The organism is Flintibacter porci, assembly GCF_041925195.1.
GTDB classification, from domain to species: domain Bacteria; phylum Bacillota; class Clostridia; order Oscillospirales; family Oscillospiraceae; genus Lawsonibacter; species Lawsonibacter porci.
Genome location: NZ_JBHEVB010000006.1, coordinates 158,662 through 176,612 on the forward strand (window position 1 = coordinate 158,662; position 17,951 = coordinate 176,612).

The following is a 17,951-nucleotide window of genomic DNA, read 5'->3' on the forward strand; positions in this document are numbered from 1 at the left end:
TGCCGCTGTGTCATTTCTTTGTCTAATACAGGTTCTATATATTTCACCCCTATGGATGCTATAAAAAGTGCCGCAGGAGCAAGCTCCTGCGGCACTTTTTAATTTAAGATCGATTAGACCTCGTACATCTTCTGCATCCGGATCAGCTTCTCGTAACGGGCCTTGGCGGTCTCCTCGTTGAGAGCGAAGAGCTCCTTGGCGCGGTCGGGGAAGGACCGGGTCAGGCTGGAGTAACGGGCCTCGTTCATCAGGAACTCCTGATAGCCGCCAGCGGGAGCCTTGGAGTCCAGGGTGAAGGGGTTCTTGCCCTCGGCCTTCAGAGCGGGGTTGAACCGGAACAGGTTCCAGTAGCCGCACTCAACAGCCTTCTTCATCTCGGCCTGGCAGTTAGCCATGCCGCCCTTGATGGAGTGCATCTCACAGGGAGCGTAGCCGATGATCAGGGAAGGACCGTGATAGGCCTCAGCCTCAGCAATGGCCTTCAGAGTCTGGTTCATGTTGGCGCCCATGGCGATCTGGGCCACATAGACGTAGCCGTAAGTCATGGCGATCTCAGCCAGGCTCTTCTTGGCAACGGTCTTACCGGCAGCAGCGAACTGAGCCACCTGGCCGATGTTGGAAGACTTGGAAGCCTGTCCACCGGTGTTGGAGTACACCTCGGTGTCGAAGACGAACACGTTGACGTCCTCACCGGAAGCCAGCACGTGGTCCACGCCGCCGAAGCCGATGTCGTAGGCCCAGCCGTCGCCGCCGAAGATCCACACGGACTTCTTGTTCAGGTACTCCTTCTCAGCCAGGACGTACTTGCAGTCCTCGCAGCCGGCAGCAGCGCCCTTCTCCAGCTCAGCAACCAGCGCCTTGGTGGCCTCGCCGTTGGCAGCGCCGTCGTCCTTGGTGTCCAGGAAGGCCTGGATGGCAGCCTTAGCCTCAGCGGGAGTAGCCTCGGCAGCAGCCATGGCCTCCAGCTTGGTGATCAGGCGCTCACGGATAGCCTTCTGGCCCAGATACATGCCCAGGCCGTGCTCAGCGTTATCCTCGAACAGGGAGTTGGCCCAAGCGGGACCCTTGCCCTCGGCAGTGGTGGTGTAGGGAGAAGTAGCAGCGGGGCCGCCCCAGATGGAGGAACAGCCGGTGGCGTTGGAGATATACATCCGATCGCCGAACAGCTGGGTGATCAGGCGAGCATAAGAGGTCTCGGCGCAGCCGGCGCAGGAGCCGGAGAACTCGAGCAGAGGCTTCTTGAACTGGCTGCCCTTCACGGTCAGGTCGGTCACGTCGGCCTTGGCGGAAACCTTCTCCACCATGTAGTTGAAGACCTCCTGCTGAGCAGCCTCCTGCTCCTGAGGCACCATGGTCAGAGCCTTGGTGGGACACACGCCGGCACACACGGTGCAGCCCATGCAGTCCAGGGGGCTGATGGCCATAGCAAACTTGTACACGCCCTTGCCTTTGCCGGCCTTCACGTCCACGATCTTGGCAGCCTCGGGAGCGGCAGCAGCCTCCTCCTCGGTCAGCATGAAGGGACGGATGGTAGCGTGGGGGCAGACGAAGGAGCACTGGTTACACTGGATACACTTGGTAGCATCCCAAGTGGGAACCATAACGGCCACGCCGCGCTTCTCGTAAGCGGCAGCGCCCAGCTCGAAGGTGCCGTCCACGTGATCCACGAAGGCGGACACAGGCAGGCTGTCGCCGTCCATGCGGTCCACGGGATCCAGGATGTCCTGAACCATCTTCACCAGCTTGGCGGGACCGGTCAGGGCAGAATCCTTCTTCACATCCTCGGCGGTAGCCCAGGAAGCGGGAACGTCGATCTTCACGAAGGCGGTAGCGCCGGCGTCGATGGCCTTGTGGTTCATGTCCACGATATCCTGGCCCTTCTTCAGGTAGGACTTGGTGGCGGCATCCTTCATGTACTGGATGGCCTCCTCCTGAGGCATAACCTTAGCCAGGGTGAAGAAAGCGGACTGCAGGATGGTGTTGGTGCGCTTGCCCATACCGATCTTGGCAGCCAGGTCAATGGCGTTGATGGTGTACAGCTGGATGTTGTTGGCCGCGATGTAGCGCTTGGCGCTGGCGGACAGGTGATGCTCCAGCTCCTCCATGTTCCACTGGCAGTTGATCATGAACACACCGCCGGGCTTTACGTCGCGGACCATGGGGAAGTCCTTGGTGACGTAGGAGGGGTTGTGGCAGGCCACGAAGTCGGCCTTGTTGATGTAGTAGGGGCTGCGGATGGCCTTGTCGCCGAAACGCAGGTGGCTGATGGTCACGCCGCCGGTCTTCTTGGAGTCGTACTGGAAGTAAGCCTGCACGTACTTGTCGGTGTGGTCGCCGATGATCTTGATGGAGTTCTTGTTGGCGCCCACGGTGCCGTCGCCGCCCAGGCCCCAGAACTTGCACTCGATGGTGCCCTCAGCAGCGGTGTTGGGGGCGTCGTGCTCCTCCAGAGAGCTGTTGGTGACGTCGTCCACGATGCCGATGGTGAAGTGGTTCTTGGGAGCGTCCTGAGCCAGGTTCTCATAGACAGCAAACACGCTCTTGGGCGGGGTGTCCTTGGAACCCAGGCCGTAACGGCCGGCCACGACGGTCTTGTCGGTGATACCGGCAGTGGACAGGGCAGTGATGACGTCCAGATACAGAGGATCGCCCAGAGCGCCGGGCTCCTTGGTGCGGTCCAGGACGGCAATCTTCTTGGCGGTAGCGGGGATGGCAGCGATCAGCTTGTCCGCACGGAAGGGGCGGTACAGGCGGACCTTGATCAGGCCGACCTTCTGGCCGTTGGCATTCAGGTAGTCGATGACTTCCTCAGCCACGTCGCAGATGGAGCCCATGGCGATGATGACGCGGTCAGCATCCTCAGCGCCGTAGTAGTTGAACAGCTGATAGTTGGTGCCCAGCTTCTCGTTGACCTTGCCCATGTACTCCTCAACGATCTCAGGCAGAGCGTCGTAGTAGGGGTTGCAGGCCTCGCGGTGCTGGAAGAAGATGTCGCCGTTCTCGTGAGAGCCGCGCATGGTGGGACGCTCGGGGTTCAGAGCGCGCTTGCGGAAGGCCTCAACAGCGTCCATGTCGACCATCTCAGCCAGATCCTTGTAGTCCCAAATAGCGACCTTCTGGATCTCGTGGGAGGTACGGAAGCCGTCGAAGAAGTTGATGAAGGGGACGCGGCCCTTGATGGCGGACAGGTGAGCCACAGGAGCCAGGTCCATGACCTCCTGCACGTTGCCCTCAGCCAGCATAGCAAAGCCGGTCTGGCGGCAGGCCATAACGTCGGAGTGGTCACCAAAGATGTTCAGAGACTGAGCAGCAACGGTACGGGCGGACACGTGGAACACCGCGGGCAGCAGCTCGCCGGCGATCTTATACATGTTGGGGATCATCAGCAGCAGGCCCTGAGAGGCGGTGTAGGTGGTGGTCAGGGCGCCGGCGGCCAGAGAGCCGTGGACGGTACCGGCAGCACCGGCCTCAGACTGCATCTCAATGACCTTAACGGTGGTGCCGAAGATGTTCTTCTGGCCCTGAGCAGCCCACTGGTCCACATAGTCGGCCATGGGGCTGGACGGAGTAATGGGGTAAATGCCGGCTACTTCGGTGAAGGCATAGCTGACATATGCGGCCGCATTATTGCCGTCCATGGTTTTGAACTTTCTTGCCATAGAGTTCCCTACTTTCTTCCTTATTCAATCGTTCTCTGAAAAACCGATTCCCCATGGATCCGGTTTTCCAGGGAGTCTCTGCCCTATTTTACTGTCTCTCCGCCGGAATGCCAATTGTTGAATTAGTTATAAGAATTATAACTAATTACTTATAATTGCGCATAGCAGCGCCGCTCCCGGGCAGTTGGGAGCGGTTTGTGTGTTTCGACGGGAAATAGTTTATCACTTTTTCCCCCTTTTGTAAATTCATCCACCTGGATTTTTCCTTGTTTTTCTCACAAAGTTGAGGGTTCGTATTGCAATATTTCTTGCAAGAGCTTACAATGAGCTACAATGGAGCCTCTGTTTTTTGGGCTGTTATCGGTCTTTACCCATAAATTTTTTCTATCTTCTCCTTGAATTGGAGGATTTTACCATGGTTTACAACGTGCGTTCTCTCGGCCTGCATGGTATCGCCGGTTATTCCGTGTCTGTGGAGTGCGATCTGTCCAGCGGCCTGCCCGCCTTCACCATTGTGGGTCTACCCGACGCGGCGGTAAACGAGGCACGGGAGCGGGTACGCGCCGCCATCAAAAACTGCGGTTTCTCCTTCCCGGTCAGCCGTATCACCGTCAATCTGGCGCCCGCCCATGTGAAAAAGGTGGGCACCCTCTATGACCTGCCCATTCTGGTAGGCCTGCTGGCGGCAGCCGGACAGCTGAAAATCAAGGTCCAGGACTGCGCTTTTGTGGGGGAGCTGTCCCTGTCCGGCAAGTTGCGTCCGGCTGCTGGGATGCTGCCCATGGCTCTGCACGCCAAAGCGGAGGGCATCCGCGCCCTCTTTGTCCCCAGCGCCAACGCCGCCGAGGCCACCCTGGCCGGCGGCCCGGCAGTCTACCCGGTGGACCACGTGATGGATCTGGTACGCCACTTTACCGGTGAGGCCCCCATCTCCCCCGCGCCCCCTTGGTTGAGTGAGACTGCCCCAGAGCCCGGTCCCGACTTCTCCGAGGTAAAGGGCCAGGAGGCGGTGAAGCGTGCTCTGGAGATTGCCGCCGCTGGTGGCCACAATATTTTAATGGTGGGACCACCGGGCTCTGGCAAGTCCATGCTGGCTAAACGCCTGCCCTCCATTCTTCCCGACCTCACCCAGGAGGAAGCTCTGGAAGTCACCCAGATCCACTCGGTGCTGGGCCTCACCGACTCCAGACACCCTCTCATCACCCGCCGTCCGTTCCGCTCCCCTCACCACAGCGTCTCCGCCGCCGCTATGGCCGGAGGAGGCTCCAATCCCAAACCGGGGGAAATCTCTCTGGCTCACCACGGGGTGCTGTTTCTGGACGAACTGCCGGAATTTCAAAAGGATGTGCTGGAGGTGCTGCGCCAACCCCTGGAGGACGGACAGGTTCAGATCTCCCGGGCCTCCGGCTCGGTGGTCTACCCCAGCCAGTTCATGCTGGTATGTGCCATGAACCCCTGTAAGTGCGGATGGTACGGCCATCCCTCCGGCCGCTGCCGCTGCTCCGAGGCGGAAGTACAGCGCTATCTCTCCCGGCTCTCCGGTCCCCTGCTGGACCGCATCGACCTGTTTGTCGAGGTGGCCGCCATGGAATTTGACGAGCTTGCCCGCCGCGCTCCTGCTGAATCCTCCGCCGCGGTCAAGGCGCGGGTGGACGAGGCCCGGGCCATCCAGAACCGCCGCAGCACCAGCAACGCCCACCTGGCCCAGCCCCAGTTGGAGGAGTGCTGTGCTCTGGACGACTCCTGCCAGAAGATTATGCGGGGCGCCTTTGAGCGCATGGGCCTCACCGCCCGCAGCTATGACCGCATCCGCCGGGTGGCCCGCACCATTGCCGACCTGGATGGAAGCGAAGACATCCAGCCCCAGCACCTGGCCGAGGCCCTGCAATACCGTCCCCCGGCCTATTTGAGGCGCTGAACGTTCAAAATACTGGACATATCCTGGTTTTTTCATTATAATATTTGATTACCCATGACCGGAAAGGAACTATTGATTATGAACGAGATCATTCTGCTCAAGCTGGGTGAGCTGGTCCTCAAGGGCCTGAACCGCCGCAGCTTTGAGGATAAACTGCAAGCCAACATCCACCGCCGCCTCCACCCCTTTGGCCAGTTTAAGGTGTATACCCGTCAGTCCACCACCTATGTGGAGCCCAAGGACGACACCTGTGACGTGGAGGGCGCCTACGAGGCACTGACCAAGGTCTTCGGCATTGTGGGCATCTCCCTGGCCCGCCCCTGTGAGAAGGACAAGGACGCCATTTGGGCCTGTGCCAAGGAATTTCTGGATGACCAGCTCCGTGCCGCCCGCACTTTTAAGGTAGAGACCAAGCGGGCCGATAAGACCTTCCCCATGACCTCCATTCAACTCAGCCAGTATGTGGGTGGGGAGCTTCACGAGGCCTATGATAACCTGGAGGTAGACGTCCACCACCCCGAGTTCACGGTCTACGTGGAGGTGCGGGACTATGCCGCCTACGTCCACGCCCAGCCCCAGCCCGGCGCCGGCGGCCTGCCCGTGGGCATCAACGGCCGTGCCGTCTCTCTGCTGTCCGGCGGCATCGACTCCCCGGTGGCCAGCTGGATGATCGCCAAGCGTGGTGTGGCTCTGGAGATGGTCCACTTCTTCTCCTACCCCTACACCTCCCCCGAGGCGAAAGAAAAGGTTCTGGAGCTGGCTAAGCTCCTCACCCCCTATACCGGACGGCTCACCGTCCACGTGGTCCCCTTCACCGCCATCCAGGAGGAGTTGCGCCGCTCCTGCCCCGAGGAGTTGTTCACCGTCATCATGCGCCGCTTTATGATGCGCATTTCTGAGGCAGTAGCCAAGCGGTGCGGAGCCAAGGCTCTGGTCACCGGCGAGTGCCTGGGCCAGGTGGCCAGCCAGACCATGGACGCCATGATGGTCACCGGTTCTGTGGTGGACCTGCCCATCCTGCGCCCCTGCGTGGGCATGGACAAGGAGGAGATCGTCCAGATTGCCCGGAAGATCGGCACTTTTGAGACTTCCATTCTCCCCTACGAGGACTGCTGCACCGTCTTTACCCCCCGCCACCCCCGTCTGCGTCCCATGCCCGGCGAGGTGGCCGAGGCCGAAAAGAATCTGGACATTGACGCCATGGTCCAGGCGGCTGTGGACGGCATCGAGCGGGTCCAGGTGAACCTGTAAGGGAGGCGCAAACCATGGCTCATACGGTCGAAATTTTATCGGTGGGCACGGAGCTTCTGCTGGGCAACATTGCCAACACCGACGCCCAGATGCTCTCTCAGGGCTTAAGCGCCCTGGGGCTCAATGTCTACTGGCACACTGTGGTGGGAGATAATCCCCAGCGTGCCAAGGAGGCAGTGGAACTGGCCCGGAAGCGGGCGGATATTATCATCACCACCGGCGGTCTGGGTCCCACCTGCGACGACCTGACCAAAAACGTGCTGGCCGAGGCTTTCGGCAAGAAGCTGGTTTATGATGAGGAATCTCTGGAGCGCATCAAGGCCTATGGCAAGGCCACCGGCCGCCCTTTGACGGAAAACAATTTTCAGCAGGCGCTGGTACCCGAAGGGTGTACCGTTTTGACCAACGACTGGGGCTCTGCTCCCGGCTGTGCCTTTGAGACCGACGGTGTCCATGTCATCATGCTCCCCGGCCCTCCCAGTGAGTGTACCCCCATGTTCCGCTACCGGGTTGTCCCCTATCTCCAGGCCCTGTCTGAGGGAGTCATCGCCTCCCACACGCTCAAGCTCTTCGGCATCGGAGAGTCGGCCATGGAGGCCCAGCTGCGGGATCAGATGAACGCCATGGCCAACCCCACCCTGGCTCCTTACGCCAAGGAGGGCGAGTGTGAGCTGCGGGTGACTGCCAAGGCTCCCACCATGGAGGAGGCCCAGACTCTTCTGCTGCCCAAGGTAGAGGAGCTGAAACAGCACTTCGGAGCCCTGGTCTACGGAGTGGATGTGCCCTCTCTGGAATTCGTGGTGGAAAACCTGCTGCGGGAAAAGGGACTGACCATCGGCACCGCGGAAAGCTGCACCGGCGGACTGATGGCCAAACGGTTCACGGATGTGTCCGGCGCCTCTCAGGTGTTCAAGGGCGGCATCGTCTCCTACACCAATGAAGTAAAGCACCACGTTCTTGGGGTCCCCCAGGAGCTTCTTGACCAATACGGAGCCGTATCCGCTCCCGTAGCCAAGGCTATGGCAGAGGGCGCCCGGCGCGCTCTGGGATGCGACATTGCTCTCTCCTCCACCGGCGTAGCCGGTCCGGACAAGGACGATTGGGGCAATGAGGTGGGTACCATGTTCGTGGCTATCGCCACCCCGGAGGGAACCCACGTGCGGGAACTCCATCTGGGCAACCGCCCGGTGCGGGCGCGGCTGCGCACCCAAACCGCCCACCACGCCTTTGATCTGGCCCGGCGGTATGTAAGCGGCCTTCCCCTGGAAGACTAAAAGCGGGCGGCATACGCCGCCCGCTTTTTATTTGAACTTCCAATAGAGCCAGCCTGCCAGTGCCAGCTGGAGCGCCAGCAGAGCGGGCAATCCATAGCGGAAATACCAGTGCTTGGTCTTGTGGTGGAACACCCGCATTCCAAGGATTGCTCCCACGGTTCCCCCCAGCAGGGGAGGCAAAAACAAGCTTTTTTCGGAAATACGCCACGCACCACGCTTGGCCCGGCGCTTGTCGATTCCCATAAGCAGGAATCCCACCCCATTGATGAGCAGCAGATATAGCCCAGCTATTTGCATGATATCTTTCATAATATGAGCCCTCTTCCAGGAATTTGGGCCATTGTACCTGATTTTTCTCAAAAAAACAACCCCGCTTTTCAAAGCGGGAGAAGGAGTTTTTCCCATGCTGCATCTCTACTGTGGAAATGGAAAAGGAAAGACCACTGCCGCTATGGGCCTGGCGCTCCGGGCCGCCGGACGGGGCAAACGTGTCGTCATCGCCCAGTTTCTCAAAGGAGCAGACAGCGGCGAGCGTCTCGCTCTGGCCCGCCTGCCCCAGGTCACCCTGCTGCCCGTTCCCGACGCCGTCAAGTTTTCCTTCCGCATGTCGGAGGATGAGCGCCGCTCGGAAGCCCAGCGCTATCAAGACCTGCTGAAGCTGATCAGCCGCACGGCCCGCGGCTGCTTTCTCCTGGTGCTGGACGAGGCCTGCGCAGCTGTCAACACCGGCCTTCTTCCCTTGGAGGATCTGCTTGCCTGCCTGGACAGCCTGGAATGTGAGGTCGTGCTTACCGGACGTGACCCGGCTCCTGAACTGATGGAGCGGGCGGACTATATCACCTCGATGGAGGCGGTGCGCCATCCCTTTGAGCAGGGTATCACCGCCCGGGATGGTATTGAGTTTTAACTAGTTTGCCATAAGCTCACTTCCAGCGGATTCTTTTTCCCATCTGACTTTCCTTATTCTCATCTGTCTGTCTTTACGAGACGCCTTATCCCGGCGTCTCTTTTTCTTTTGCACAATTTCTTTCCTTTTTGTTTACTTTTTCTTCCTTTAAGCATTTTCTTAAGCAGAATAGTGAATTATTTTCTCTGAGCTCCATAAAAACCGTGAAAAATATCCAAGAACCGGTTGCAATATTTCCTTCAAATAGGTATAATATTTGCGCGGTAATTTCGTCGCTTTCCGAAAGGCGGCGGTACCATCGGTATGAGCGGCGCCGGCGTATCCGGCATTCGGCTGTTCCACGTGAGAAGGGGACAGGCCTTTGCGCCCCCGCCGTCATCACAGAAAGGAATGAAGTAAATGGCAAACAAGTTTGTGTACCTCTTCTCCGAAGGCAACGGCTCTATGCGTGAGCTGCTGGGCGGCAAGGGCGCCAACCTGGCCGAGATGACCAACCTGGGCATGCCCGTGCCCCAGGGCTTCACCATCACCACCGAAGCCTGCACCCAGTACTATGAGGACGGCGAGAAGATCAACGACGAGATCCAGGCCCAGATCATGGAGTACATCACCAAGATGGAGGAGATCACCGGCAAGAAGTTCGGCGATCTGGAAAACCCCCTGCTGGTCTCCGTGCGTTCCGGTGCCCGCGCCTCCATGCCCGGCATGATGGACACCATCCTGAACCTGGGCCTGAACGAGGACGTGGTTGAGGTCATTGCCAAGAAGTCCAACAACCCCCGCTGGGCTTGGGACTGCTACCGCCGCTTCATCCAGATGTACTCTGACGTCGTCATGGAAGTGGGCAAGAAGTACTTCGAGGAGCTCATCGACGAGATGAAGGCCAAGCGCGGCGTCACTCAGGACGTGGAGCTCACTGCCGAGGACCTGAAGGAGCTGGCTGGCCAGTTCAAGGCTGAGTACAAGGAGAAGATCGGTGCCGACTTCCCCTCCGATCCCAAGGAGCAGCTCATGGGCGCCATCAAGGCCGTGTTCCGCTCCTGGAACAACCCCCGCGCCATTGTTTACCGCCGCATGAACGACATCCCCGGCTCCTGGGGCACCGCCGTCAACGTGCAGTCCATGGCCTTCGGCAACATGGGCGATGACTGCGGCACCGGCGTAGCCTTTACCCGTAACCCCGCCACCGGCGAGAAGAAGCTCATGGGCGAGTTCCTGACCAATGCCCAGGGCGAGGACGTGGTAGCCGGCGTACGTACCCCCATGCCCATCCAGGAGATGGCCGACAAGTTCCCCGAGGCCTTCAAGCAGTTTGAGCAGGTCTGCCAGACTCTGGAGAACCACTACCACGACATGCAGGACATGGAGTTTACCGTGGAGAACGGTAAGCTGTACATGCTCCAGACCCGTAACGGCAAGCGTACCGCTGCCGCCGCTCTGAAGATCGCCTGCGACCTGGTGGACGAGGGTCAGATCACCGAGCAGCAGGCTGTTGCCATGATCGATCCCCGCAACCTGGACACCCTGCTCCACCCCCAGTTCGATCCCGCCGCTCTGAAGGCCGCCACTCCCGTGGGCACCGCTCTGCCCGCTTCTCCCGGCGCTGCCTGCGGTAAGATCGTCTTCACCGCCGACGACGCCAAGGATTGGGCCGCTCGCGGTGAGAAGGTGGTTCTGGTCCGTCTGGAGACCTCTCCCGAGGACATCGAGGGCATGGTCGCTTCTCAGGGCATCCTGACCGTCCGCGGCGGCATGACCTCTCACGCCGCCGTCGTGGCCCGCGGCATGGGCACCTGCTGTGTCTCCGGCTGCGGAGCCATCAAGATGGACGAGGCCAACAAGCAGTTTGAGCTGGCCGGTCGCGTGTATCACGAGGGTGACTGGCTGAGCCTGGACGGCTCCACCGGTAACATCTACGGTGAGGCCATCCCCACTGTGGACGCCTCCATCGGCGGCGAGTTCGGCCGCATCATGGCTTGGGCTGACAAGTACCGCCAGATGAAGGTCCGCACCAACGCGGATAACCCCCGCGATGCCAAGCAGGCCATGAAGTTCGGCGCCGAGGGCATCGGCCTGTGCCGCACCGAGCACATGTTCTTCGAGGCTGACCGTATCCCCGCCATCCGTGAGATGATCTGCTCTGACACTGTGGAGCAGCGCGAGAAGGCTCTGGAGAAGCTGGAGCCCATGCAGCAGGGTGACTTCGAGGCCATGTACGAGGCCATGGAGGGCAACCCCATCACCATCCGCTTCCTGGATCCCCCCCTGCACGAGTTCGTTCCCACCGAGGAAGCTGACATCGAGCAGCTGGCCAAGGACATGAATAAGTCCGTGGCTGACATCAAGGCCATCATCGCCGGCCTGCACGAGTTCAACCCCATGATGGGTCACCGTGGCTGCCGTCTGGCTGTTACCTATCCTGAGATCGCTGTGATGCAGACCAAGGCTGTCATCAAGGCTGCTCTGAACGTTCAGGCCAAGCACCCCGAGTGGAACATGGTTCCCGAGATCATGATCCCCCTGGTTGGCGAGGTCAAGGAGCTCAAGTATGTTAAGGACGTGGTGGTTAAGACCGCGGACGAGATCATCAAGGCTGCCGGCTCCAACATGACCTACAAGGTCGGCACTATGATCGAGATCCCCCGTGCCGCTCTGACTGCTGACGAGATCGCCAAGGAGGCCGAGTTCTTCTCCTTCGGCACCAACGACCTGACTCAGATGACCTTCGGCTTCTCTCGTGACGACGCCGGCAAGTTCCTGGACGCCTACTACGAGAAGAAGATCTACGAGTCCGATCCCTTCGCCCGTCTGGACCAGAACGGCGTGGGCCGTCTGGTGAAGATGGCTGCCAAGCTGGGCCGCGAGACCCGTCCCGACCTGAAGCTGGGCATCTGCGGCGAGCACGGCGGCGATCCCTCCTCCGTGGAGTTCTGCCACGGCGTGGGTCTGGACTATGTGTCCTGCTCCCCCTTCCGTGTGCCCATCGCTCGTCTGGCTGCTGCTCAGGCAGCTATCAAGAACCCCAGAAACTAAGCTTTCTTGTAGCATAAATACCCCCCGCCCCAACTCTAACTGAGTTGGGGCGGGGGGTATCCTTTTGTCTATCGATTCGTTGATGTTAATTTACCAGATTCTGCTTCTCCAAGGCCGCCAGCTTCAAACAGGTACAAAATACCTTGGCCGCTGTTTTCACATCCTCTAATGCCGGATACGAGGGCGCAATCCGAATATGACGGTCCTCCGGGTCCTTTCCATAGGGATATGCTGCTCCTGCCTGAGTCATCACAAGTCCTGCCTGTCGGCACAGTTCCACCGTCCGCTTGGCACAACCCGGCAGGGTGTAGAGGCTGATAAAGTATCCTCCCTGCGGCTGGGTCCACCGGGCAATCTCCAGGGGCCGCAGTTTCTCCAATTCAGTCAGAAATGCGTCGAATCGGGACCGGAGAAGCGCTGCGTGCCGCTGCATCAACTCCAATGTGTGTGCCGTATCTTTCAGGAATCGAACCTGTCGGAGTTGGTTGATCTTGTCGCAGCTGATCATCTGGGCATCCATCAGCCCGCTGAGGTACTGAATGTTGGCCTGGCTGGCAGCCATAACCGCCATCCCCGCTCCCGGAATGGTTATTTTTGAGGTGGATGCAAATTCATAGACCATATCCGGGCTTCCATTCCAAGCGCACAGCGACAGGATGTCGGCAATAGGCTGATACTCTCCCCGGAACTGATGGACGCAGTAGGCATTATCCCAAAGTATCATAAAATCGGGGGCCGCGGGCTTGAGGGCTGCCATGCGGGCAATCGTCCGCTCCGAATAGACGATGCCGTCCGGATTGGAGTATTTCGGCACGCACCAGATGCCCTTGACCTCCGGATCGGCGGCCAACCGCTCCACTTGGTCCATGTCCGGTCCCTCTTCTGTCATGGGAACCGGGGTCAGCTCCATGCCGAAGGACTAGGTGATACGGAAATGGCGGTCATATCCGGGACAGGGACACAGGAATTTGACCCGCTCCAGCTGGCTCCAGGGCTTTGGACTATGAAGCAGTCCGTTGCTCCAGGCTTTGGCTACCAGATCATACATCATGGTCAGGCTGGAGCTCCCGCCCACAAAACACTGTTCCGGCTCCACATCCAGCATCTGGGCCCAGTACCGCCTAGCGCAGGGCATACCGGCCAGTTCTCCATAATTTCTGGCGTCCACACCGTCCTCCACACAGTGGTCGAAATCCAGAATCGTAAATAACTCCCGGGACAGGGCCAGCTGCTCCAGGCCCGGCTTTCCCCGGGCCATATTCAGTGTTAGTCCCTTTGCTTTCCATGCGTCATAGTCTGCCTGAACCCGCTCCCTTTCCCACGCCAATTCTTCTCTGTCCCAATGTACGCAGCTCAAGACCGCCGCCTCCTTTTATGCTCCCGCATATCGGGTTTTTATGTAAGCCTCCAACTCTTCCATATACTGCTCCAGGGAACTGCACGAGAGATATTCACGCTCAGTATGGAAATCGCCCCCCCGGGGGCCATATAAAATCGTGGGAATTCCAAGGCTTTGATATAGGATGTTTCCGTCGCTCACGCTCTGGTTGATTTTCAGCTCCGGTACACGCTGAAACCGCTGCTTCAAAAGCGTGCGCAGCGCTGCTAAATCCGGTTGATTTTTCGGTAGCTGATAGGATGGGTAGCTTGGGATCTGTCTGGTGACGCGCAAGGTTCCCTGCCCCACCGCTTTCTCATAGATCCGCTTCAAATCCTCCAGGAAATCCTCGCCCCGTTCCTCTGCCATCAGCTGCTTGTTTATCAGGCAGGTGCAGCGTTGGGGGATATTCAAACTATATCCCGGATAATCACTGTGGATCATCAAACAGCAGTGAGACCCCACCCTTCCTTCCCGGTAGCAGCTTCCCCAGGTCTGGTTGACTGCCTGGAGCAAAGCCGCCATACAATCCACCGCATTGATCCCCTTTTCCGGCATCGCTGCATGGCCGGGCGCCCCGGTGACCTCCAGCTTCAGCAACACCTTTCCTGTGGCTCCCACAACAATATTATCAAAGTGGGGCTCCGCCATAATAAAAAAGGTCTCCGGCTGTGGCTGTTTTTCCTCCTGGACCCGCCGCACATAAGCATTGGCTCCCACCGAGTGGCGCTCTTCATCTGCCAGCCCCACAAATTCCACCTCTGCATCCCACAGCCCCCCCCGTTCCTTCAGGGATTTCAACACCATGAGCTGAGCTGCCAGTCCCCCTTTCATGTCACCTGCTCCTAGTCCGTGCAGCTGGTCTCCCTGCTGCACCAAACGGTAGGGATCGGTTTCCCAGAGGTCTGTGGGACTCACCGTATCCAGATGCCCGCCCAACATCAGTTTGCGGCGGGCTTTTCCCTTTATCGGCTGCCAGCATCCTGTCACATTGTAGCTTTTGCCCTCTACATGCTGAAGCTGTGTCTCCATCTCCAGCTCATCTTTGAGATAGTCCGCCAGAAAACGGGCATGAGCCTCCTCATTCTGCGATTCACTGGGGATTGCCACCAGCTGACGCAACAGGTCCAGACAGTCACTGATCTGACTCATACTTCCTCCTGTGTACCCACACTCCCATAGGAACGTCTGGACGGCCGCAGATTCAGCCGGGCGGCCATCTCTGCCCATGCAACCGCCAGGAACGCGGGATCGATGACCTTAATGCCAAACTCCTGCTCCAGAGCATCGCCATAACCCGAGTTTTTTGTCTGCTACAGCATAATCAGCCATTTTTGCAGATGCCTTAAAATAGAAACCAACTCCCAGCATCATGCATACATAAACCGCCAGAATACAATAATCCAGCACACCAATATTTATGTTTTCCACATCGTTCCCTCCTCAAATTATTATTCCCTCAAAAGCACCATTTTGTTACCACCAAATCCGGTCATAGGTGTTCAACACTTCGAATCCATCCTCTGTAACCAGCACTTCATCTTCAACTCTGCATCCTCCCAAACCGGTGTTGTAAAGTCCAGGTTCCAGTGTCAACACCATACCAGGGACAAGCCGAGTCAGATCTCCTTTCATCAGAAGTGGAGGTTCATCTACACTTAATCCGATCGCATGTCCAAGATAAGTCTGCGGTCCATTGTAGGCCAAGCTGAAATTGGAAGTAAACCCTTCGCGTAGCGCAATTTTCCCCGCAATTGCTTCCAAATCTTCCGCGACTACACCTGGACGGACCGCTTTGCAGCTTTCACTCAACATTTCGACCGTCGTATCAAGCACGTGTCGCTGTTCTGGACTAATTGTTCCAACAACCGCAGTTCTGCATACGTCAATCATGTAGTCCTTATATTTTCCATTTATTTCCATATTCACAAAATCGCCGTTTTGCAAGATTCGATCACTGGCCTCAGTATAATATACCTTCTCTGACCGCTCACCAGATTGACAAGTAGCAAATGCCCCAGTAACCCCACGTTTCTGAAGCTGACTGGTGATAAATGCATAGACATCGCGCTCCGAAATCCCAGGTCTGATAAACTGACGAAGTTCCGCCGCTACTTCATCCGATATCTGCGCTCCAGTCCGCATAATTTCAAGCTCATACTCGTTTTTCTGTGCCCTAATATTTTGGATCAGGTCATCTGCGAAATAAAATCTTGTATTCGGACACTCTGCACGAATGTCCTCATACAATGCGACACTCAAAATATCAGACCCGACCAATCCAATATCCTTTCTTTCCAAGCCATGCTTATGTATCGCTTTTTTAAAGCCGATGCCAGATCGTTATCTGCATACACATCCTTAATATACTCAATTCCGCCTGATGGAAGTCCTTTGATCAGACTAGGCTCACCGTGCAACGGGATCAAAAGTGCTGAGTAACCACGGCTGCGGCATCCAAATCTACGGGTATGCCCAGGCAGAAGCGGCATATGGCCTGCAAGATACATAAGGTCTCCGGCTCTTCTGGGTGCAAATCCTATAACAACCAGAGCCTCAAATGCTCTTTTTGCCGCCTCATCTCTCACTTTTGATAACCGGTTTTCAAATTCGATTTCTAATCTCTTGTCCACTTAAATCTCCTTTCCAAATCGCAGTTGGCTTTACTTGCACTTCTCCGCTTCATCTTGTCCCTTGCATTTTATAAATATTGTGCAAATTATGCAACAAGAAAACAGTCCTTGATTATATCATTTAGTTCTAAAACATTTTGACTGTTTACATTTGAGTACAGGAAAGAATTATTTTTTGATAGAGTACTGAGATCCTGCTGATAAGTTCTAATGCATCATTGATCCGATTTTTATTCTTTACCATTTGAGTCTTGACCAGACCATATTCCAGACTATTTTCCTTCAATTTATCCAGCCGGGAAAAATCCGCAAACAGGGGAATGGGAGCAGACAGCTTGGTATAACCGTAGCTATCCTGGGAGTATTTGTCTGTATAGGTCATAGTCACGTTGGTAATCTGGCGTGAAACCTCCTTGACAAAATCGTTATAATACTGTGCTCTCTCCCCCCGGAACGCCTCTTTCTGTTCCTGTACCTGAAGGACCAGATGTTCTGCCTGCTTCAGGTTCTCCAGCAAATCTGAGAAATCCATGTGACATCCGTACTCCTCTGCAAGCTTCTCCACCTTTCTCCGAAATTCTTTTATTTTTTGGGAAAAATCATAGGGCAGAAGTTCGATGGTCGCTAAGTCATAGATCACCTGAAGAGACACCTTGGTATCTTGTACCAGCACCTCGGGATCGCACTTGTCCAGGCCATCCTCCTTCGTATGGTTCCACCAGCCCAGAGTGGCTCCGTGGGCGTGCTCCATATAAGCCTGGGTAAAGGAGATTCGCTGGGTGATGGAAGGGACACCAATACCCATAAAGCTTTGATCCCCGATTTTTTTCAGAGACATGGCCCGCAACTCCATTTGCGGCAAAACCTTCTCCGCATTGGCCTTGGCAAAGTCCAGCAGTTCTTCGGAGGCCTTGATTTCAAACAGCTCCGTTTCCCGCACGCCGGTGGAATCAATGTGCATGTAACCGACACACTTTTTATTCAGCAGGTCCCAGTAGTTGTCCACAAACCAGGTGGAGCCAGCCGCTTCCGCCACCTCGTGGCCGTTCCAGAATACAAAATAAATGTCCCGATCCAGTTCTTTCCGGTGCTGGCTTAAAATTCTGCAGATTTCCAGGGTAGTAGCATTACCAGTAGCATTGCAGGTAACCCCCGGTTTCCAGGCATCCAAATGAGAACACACCAGTACAAATTCGTCTCGCTTCCCGTTGCCCTGTAGAATTCCTTTGGGCTGATGCACCTTGCTCCAGGTACGGTCGGCAATGGCAGTTACCTTTACCCGCACCGTCTTCCCCTCCTGACACCAGTCCTTTAATTTCAGACCGGCTCCACGGGTAATACCGACCCCCACCAGGTCGGGAATGTTCTTAACATTGCTCTCAGTCGGATTGCCCCACACGGCCTTCAGCCCTCGGTGACAGATGACTTCTTCGTCATTACCCCAATTCATGCACATAATGCCGGCCGCACCCATTTCGTAGGCAATCCGTGCCTTTTCCGGAACAGGCGGAGCATAAGATACCTCCACAAGAACCATCTTTCCCACTACGTCCAGCCCCTTATATGCCCCATAAGAACCATCACCCACATAGATCAGATCAAATTCCTCCCTTCCGGCTTGGTGCCACGGATATGGGCGCAGGGCAGGCTGTCGATCTCCAGAAACTCCGGCTGAAGGATCTGTACCTTTGGTACATGGGGTCGCTGTTATAGGTGTAGAAGGTCTCGTTGTCTACCTCCAGTCCGTACTCCTTCATCCGGTTGGCAACATACTCCGCTGCTGCTGCCTCGCAGGGACTACCCGCCAAACGATACGGAAAGTGTTCCGTCATATAGCGGATTGTCTCCATCATGCTCTCTTGGGTTACTTCTGATCTCAGTTCTCCTTTTTCCATCGC

The 17,951-nt window shown here is 57.0% G+C and carries 13 protein-coding genes and 1 pseudogene; 5 read left to right on the forward strand and 9 right to left on the reverse strand.

Annotation, left to right across the window (positions count from 1 at the left end; all coding sequences use genetic code 11):
- Positions 1-113 precede the first annotated feature (113 nt).
- On the reverse strand, positions 114-3,659 hold the full coding sequence (gene nifJ / locus ACEVJL_RS08395; RefSeq protein ID WP_008980103.1) for a pyruvate:ferredoxin (flavodoxin) oxidoreductase: 3,546 nt from the start codon (positions 3,657-3,659) through the stop codon (positions 114-116).
- Between the two features lie 415 nt (positions 3,660-4,074).
- Here nifJ and ACEVJL_RS08400 point away from each other — a divergent pair, with 415 nt between their 5' ends.
- The 3 genes from ACEVJL_RS08400 (at position 4,075) to ACEVJL_RS08410 (ending at position 8,102) form a co-directional block, all read left to right on the forward strand.
- The gene (locus ACEVJL_RS08400) at positions 4,075-5,577 is read left to right on the forward strand and encodes a YifB family Mg chelatase-like AAA ATPase (RefSeq protein WP_374737465.1); all 1,503 of its coding nucleotides are present in this window, start codon (positions 4,075-4,077) and stop codon (positions 5,575-5,577) included.
- A 78-nt stretch (positions 5,578-5,655) separates the two neighbouring features.
- Entirely contained in the window at positions 5,656-6,828 is a 1,173-nt protein-coding gene (gene thiI / locus ACEVJL_RS08405) for a tRNA uracil 4-sulfurtransferase ThiI (RefSeq protein WP_374737466.1), read from the forward strand.
- Between the two features lie 14 nt (positions 6,829-6,842).
- Positions 6,843-8,102 (forward strand): competence/damage-inducible protein A, encoded by a 1,260-nt coding sequence (locus ACEVJL_RS08410; protein WP_374737467.1) that lies wholly within the window; start codon positions 6,843-6,845, stop codon positions 8,100-8,102.
- A gap of 27 nt (positions 8,103-8,129) precedes the next feature.
- Here the strand turns inward: ACEVJL_RS08410 and ACEVJL_RS08415 are convergent, their stop codons facing one another.
- Positions 8,130-8,411: a DUF1294 domain-containing protein gene (locus ACEVJL_RS08415; protein ID WP_235397310.1), complete on the reverse strand. Its 282-nt coding sequence runs from the start codon at positions 8,409-8,411 to the stop codon at positions 8,130-8,132.
- A 94-nt stretch (positions 8,412-8,505) separates the two neighbouring features.
- Between ACEVJL_RS08415 and ACEVJL_RS08420 the strand changes: the two genes are divergently transcribed.
- Complete coding sequence (locus ACEVJL_RS08420) at positions 8,506-9,009, forward strand: cob(I)yrinic acid a,c-diamide adenosyltransferase (RefSeq protein ID WP_235397308.1); 504 nt, start codon at positions 8,506-8,508, stop codon at positions 9,007-9,009.
- Between the two features lie 399 nt (positions 9,010-9,408).
- A complete protein-coding gene (gene ppdK, locus ACEVJL_RS08425; RefSeq protein WP_374737468.1) occupies positions 9,409-12,042 on the forward strand; it encodes a pyruvate, phosphate dikinase in 2,634 nt (877 codons plus the stop codon).
- 85 nt (positions 12,043-12,127) lie between these two features.
- Here the strand turns inward: ppdK and ACEVJL_RS08430 are convergent.
- From ACEVJL_RS08430 to ACEVJL_RS08460, 7 genes and pseudogenes are all read right to left on the reverse strand, one after another.
- Positions 12,128-13,399 (reverse strand): annotated as a pseudogene (locus ACEVJL_RS08430) (aspartate aminotransferase type Ic).
- A 15-nt stretch (positions 13,400-13,414) separates the two neighbouring features.
- On the reverse strand, positions 13,415-14,572 hold the full coding sequence (locus tag ACEVJL_RS08435; protein WP_374737469.1) for a M20 family metallopeptidase: 1,158 nt from the start codon (positions 14,570-14,572) through the stop codon (positions 13,415-13,417).
- A 108-nt stretch (positions 14,573-14,680) separates the two neighbouring features.
- On the reverse strand, positions 14,681-14,851 hold the full coding sequence (locus ACEVJL_RS08440; protein WP_374737470.1) for a hypothetical protein: 171 nt from the start codon (positions 14,849-14,851) through the stop codon (positions 14,681-14,683).
- Between the two features lie 45 nt (positions 14,852-14,896).
- Entirely contained in the window at positions 14,897-15,721 is an 825-nt protein-coding gene (locus ACEVJL_RS08445) for a M24 family metallopeptidase (RefSeq protein WP_374737471.1), read from the reverse strand.
- Positions 15,679-16,053: a hypothetical protein gene (locus ACEVJL_RS08450; RefSeq protein ID WP_276919572.1), complete on the reverse strand. Its 375-nt coding sequence runs from the start codon at positions 16,051-16,053 to the stop codon at positions 15,679-15,681. The genes ACEVJL_RS08445 and ACEVJL_RS08450 overlap by 43 nt, the downstream gene beginning before the upstream one ends.
- A 145-nt stretch (positions 16,054-16,198) precedes the next feature.
- Entirely contained in the window at positions 16,199-17,590 is a 1,392-nt protein-coding gene (locus ACEVJL_RS08455; RefSeq protein WP_325207354.1) for a M28 family metallopeptidase, read from the reverse strand.
- Between the two features lie 61 nt (positions 17,591-17,651).
- Positions 17,652-17,948: a zinc-binding metallopeptidase family protein gene (locus ACEVJL_RS08460; RefSeq protein WP_374737472.1), complete on the reverse strand. Its 297-nt coding sequence runs from the start codon at positions 17,946-17,948 to the stop codon at positions 17,652-17,654.
- Positions 17,949-17,951: the final 3 nt, after the last annotated feature.

Excerpts from the sequence above, each read along its gene's own strand:
- ACEVJL_RS08420 (WP_235397308.1), top strand. The coding sequence starts at position 8,506 with ATGCTGCATCTCTACTGTGGAAATGGAAAAGGAAAGACCACTGCCGCT.
- ACEVJL_RS08400 (WP_374737465.1), top strand. The coding sequence starts at position 4,075 with ATGGTTTACAACGTGCGTTCTCTCGGCCTGCATGGTATCGCCGGTTAT.
- ACEVJL_RS08415 (WP_235397310.1), bottom strand. The coding sequence starts at position 8,411 with ATGAAAGATATCATGCAAATAGCTGGGCTATATCTGCTGCTCATCAAT.
- thiI (WP_374737466.1), top strand. The coding sequence starts at position 5,656 with ATGAACGAGATCATTCTGCTCAAGCTGGGTGAGCTGGTCCTCAAGGGC.
- ACEVJL_RS08435 (WP_374737469.1), bottom strand. The coding sequence starts at position 14,572 with ATGAGTCAGATCAGTGACTGTCTGGACCTGTTGCGTCAGCTGGTGGCA.
- ppdK (WP_374737468.1), top strand. The coding sequence starts at position 9,409 with ATGGCAAACAAGTTTGTGTACCTCTTCTCCGAAGGCAACGGCTCTATG.
- ACEVJL_RS08455 (WP_325207354.1), bottom strand. The coding sequence starts at position 17,590 with ATGGTTCTTGTGGAGGTATCTTATGCTCCGCCTGTTCCGGAAAAGGCA.
- ACEVJL_RS08460 (WP_374737472.1), bottom strand. The coding sequence starts at position 17,948 with ATGGAAAAAGGAGAACTGAGATCAGAAGTAACCCAAGAGAGCATGATG.
- nifJ (WP_008980103.1), bottom strand. The coding sequence starts at position 3,659 with ATGGCAAGAAAGTTCAAAACCATGGACGGCAATAATGCGGCCGCATAT.
- ACEVJL_RS08410 (WP_374737467.1), top strand. The coding sequence starts at position 6,843 with ATGGCTCATACGGTCGAAATTTTATCGGTGGGCACGGAGCTTCTGCTG.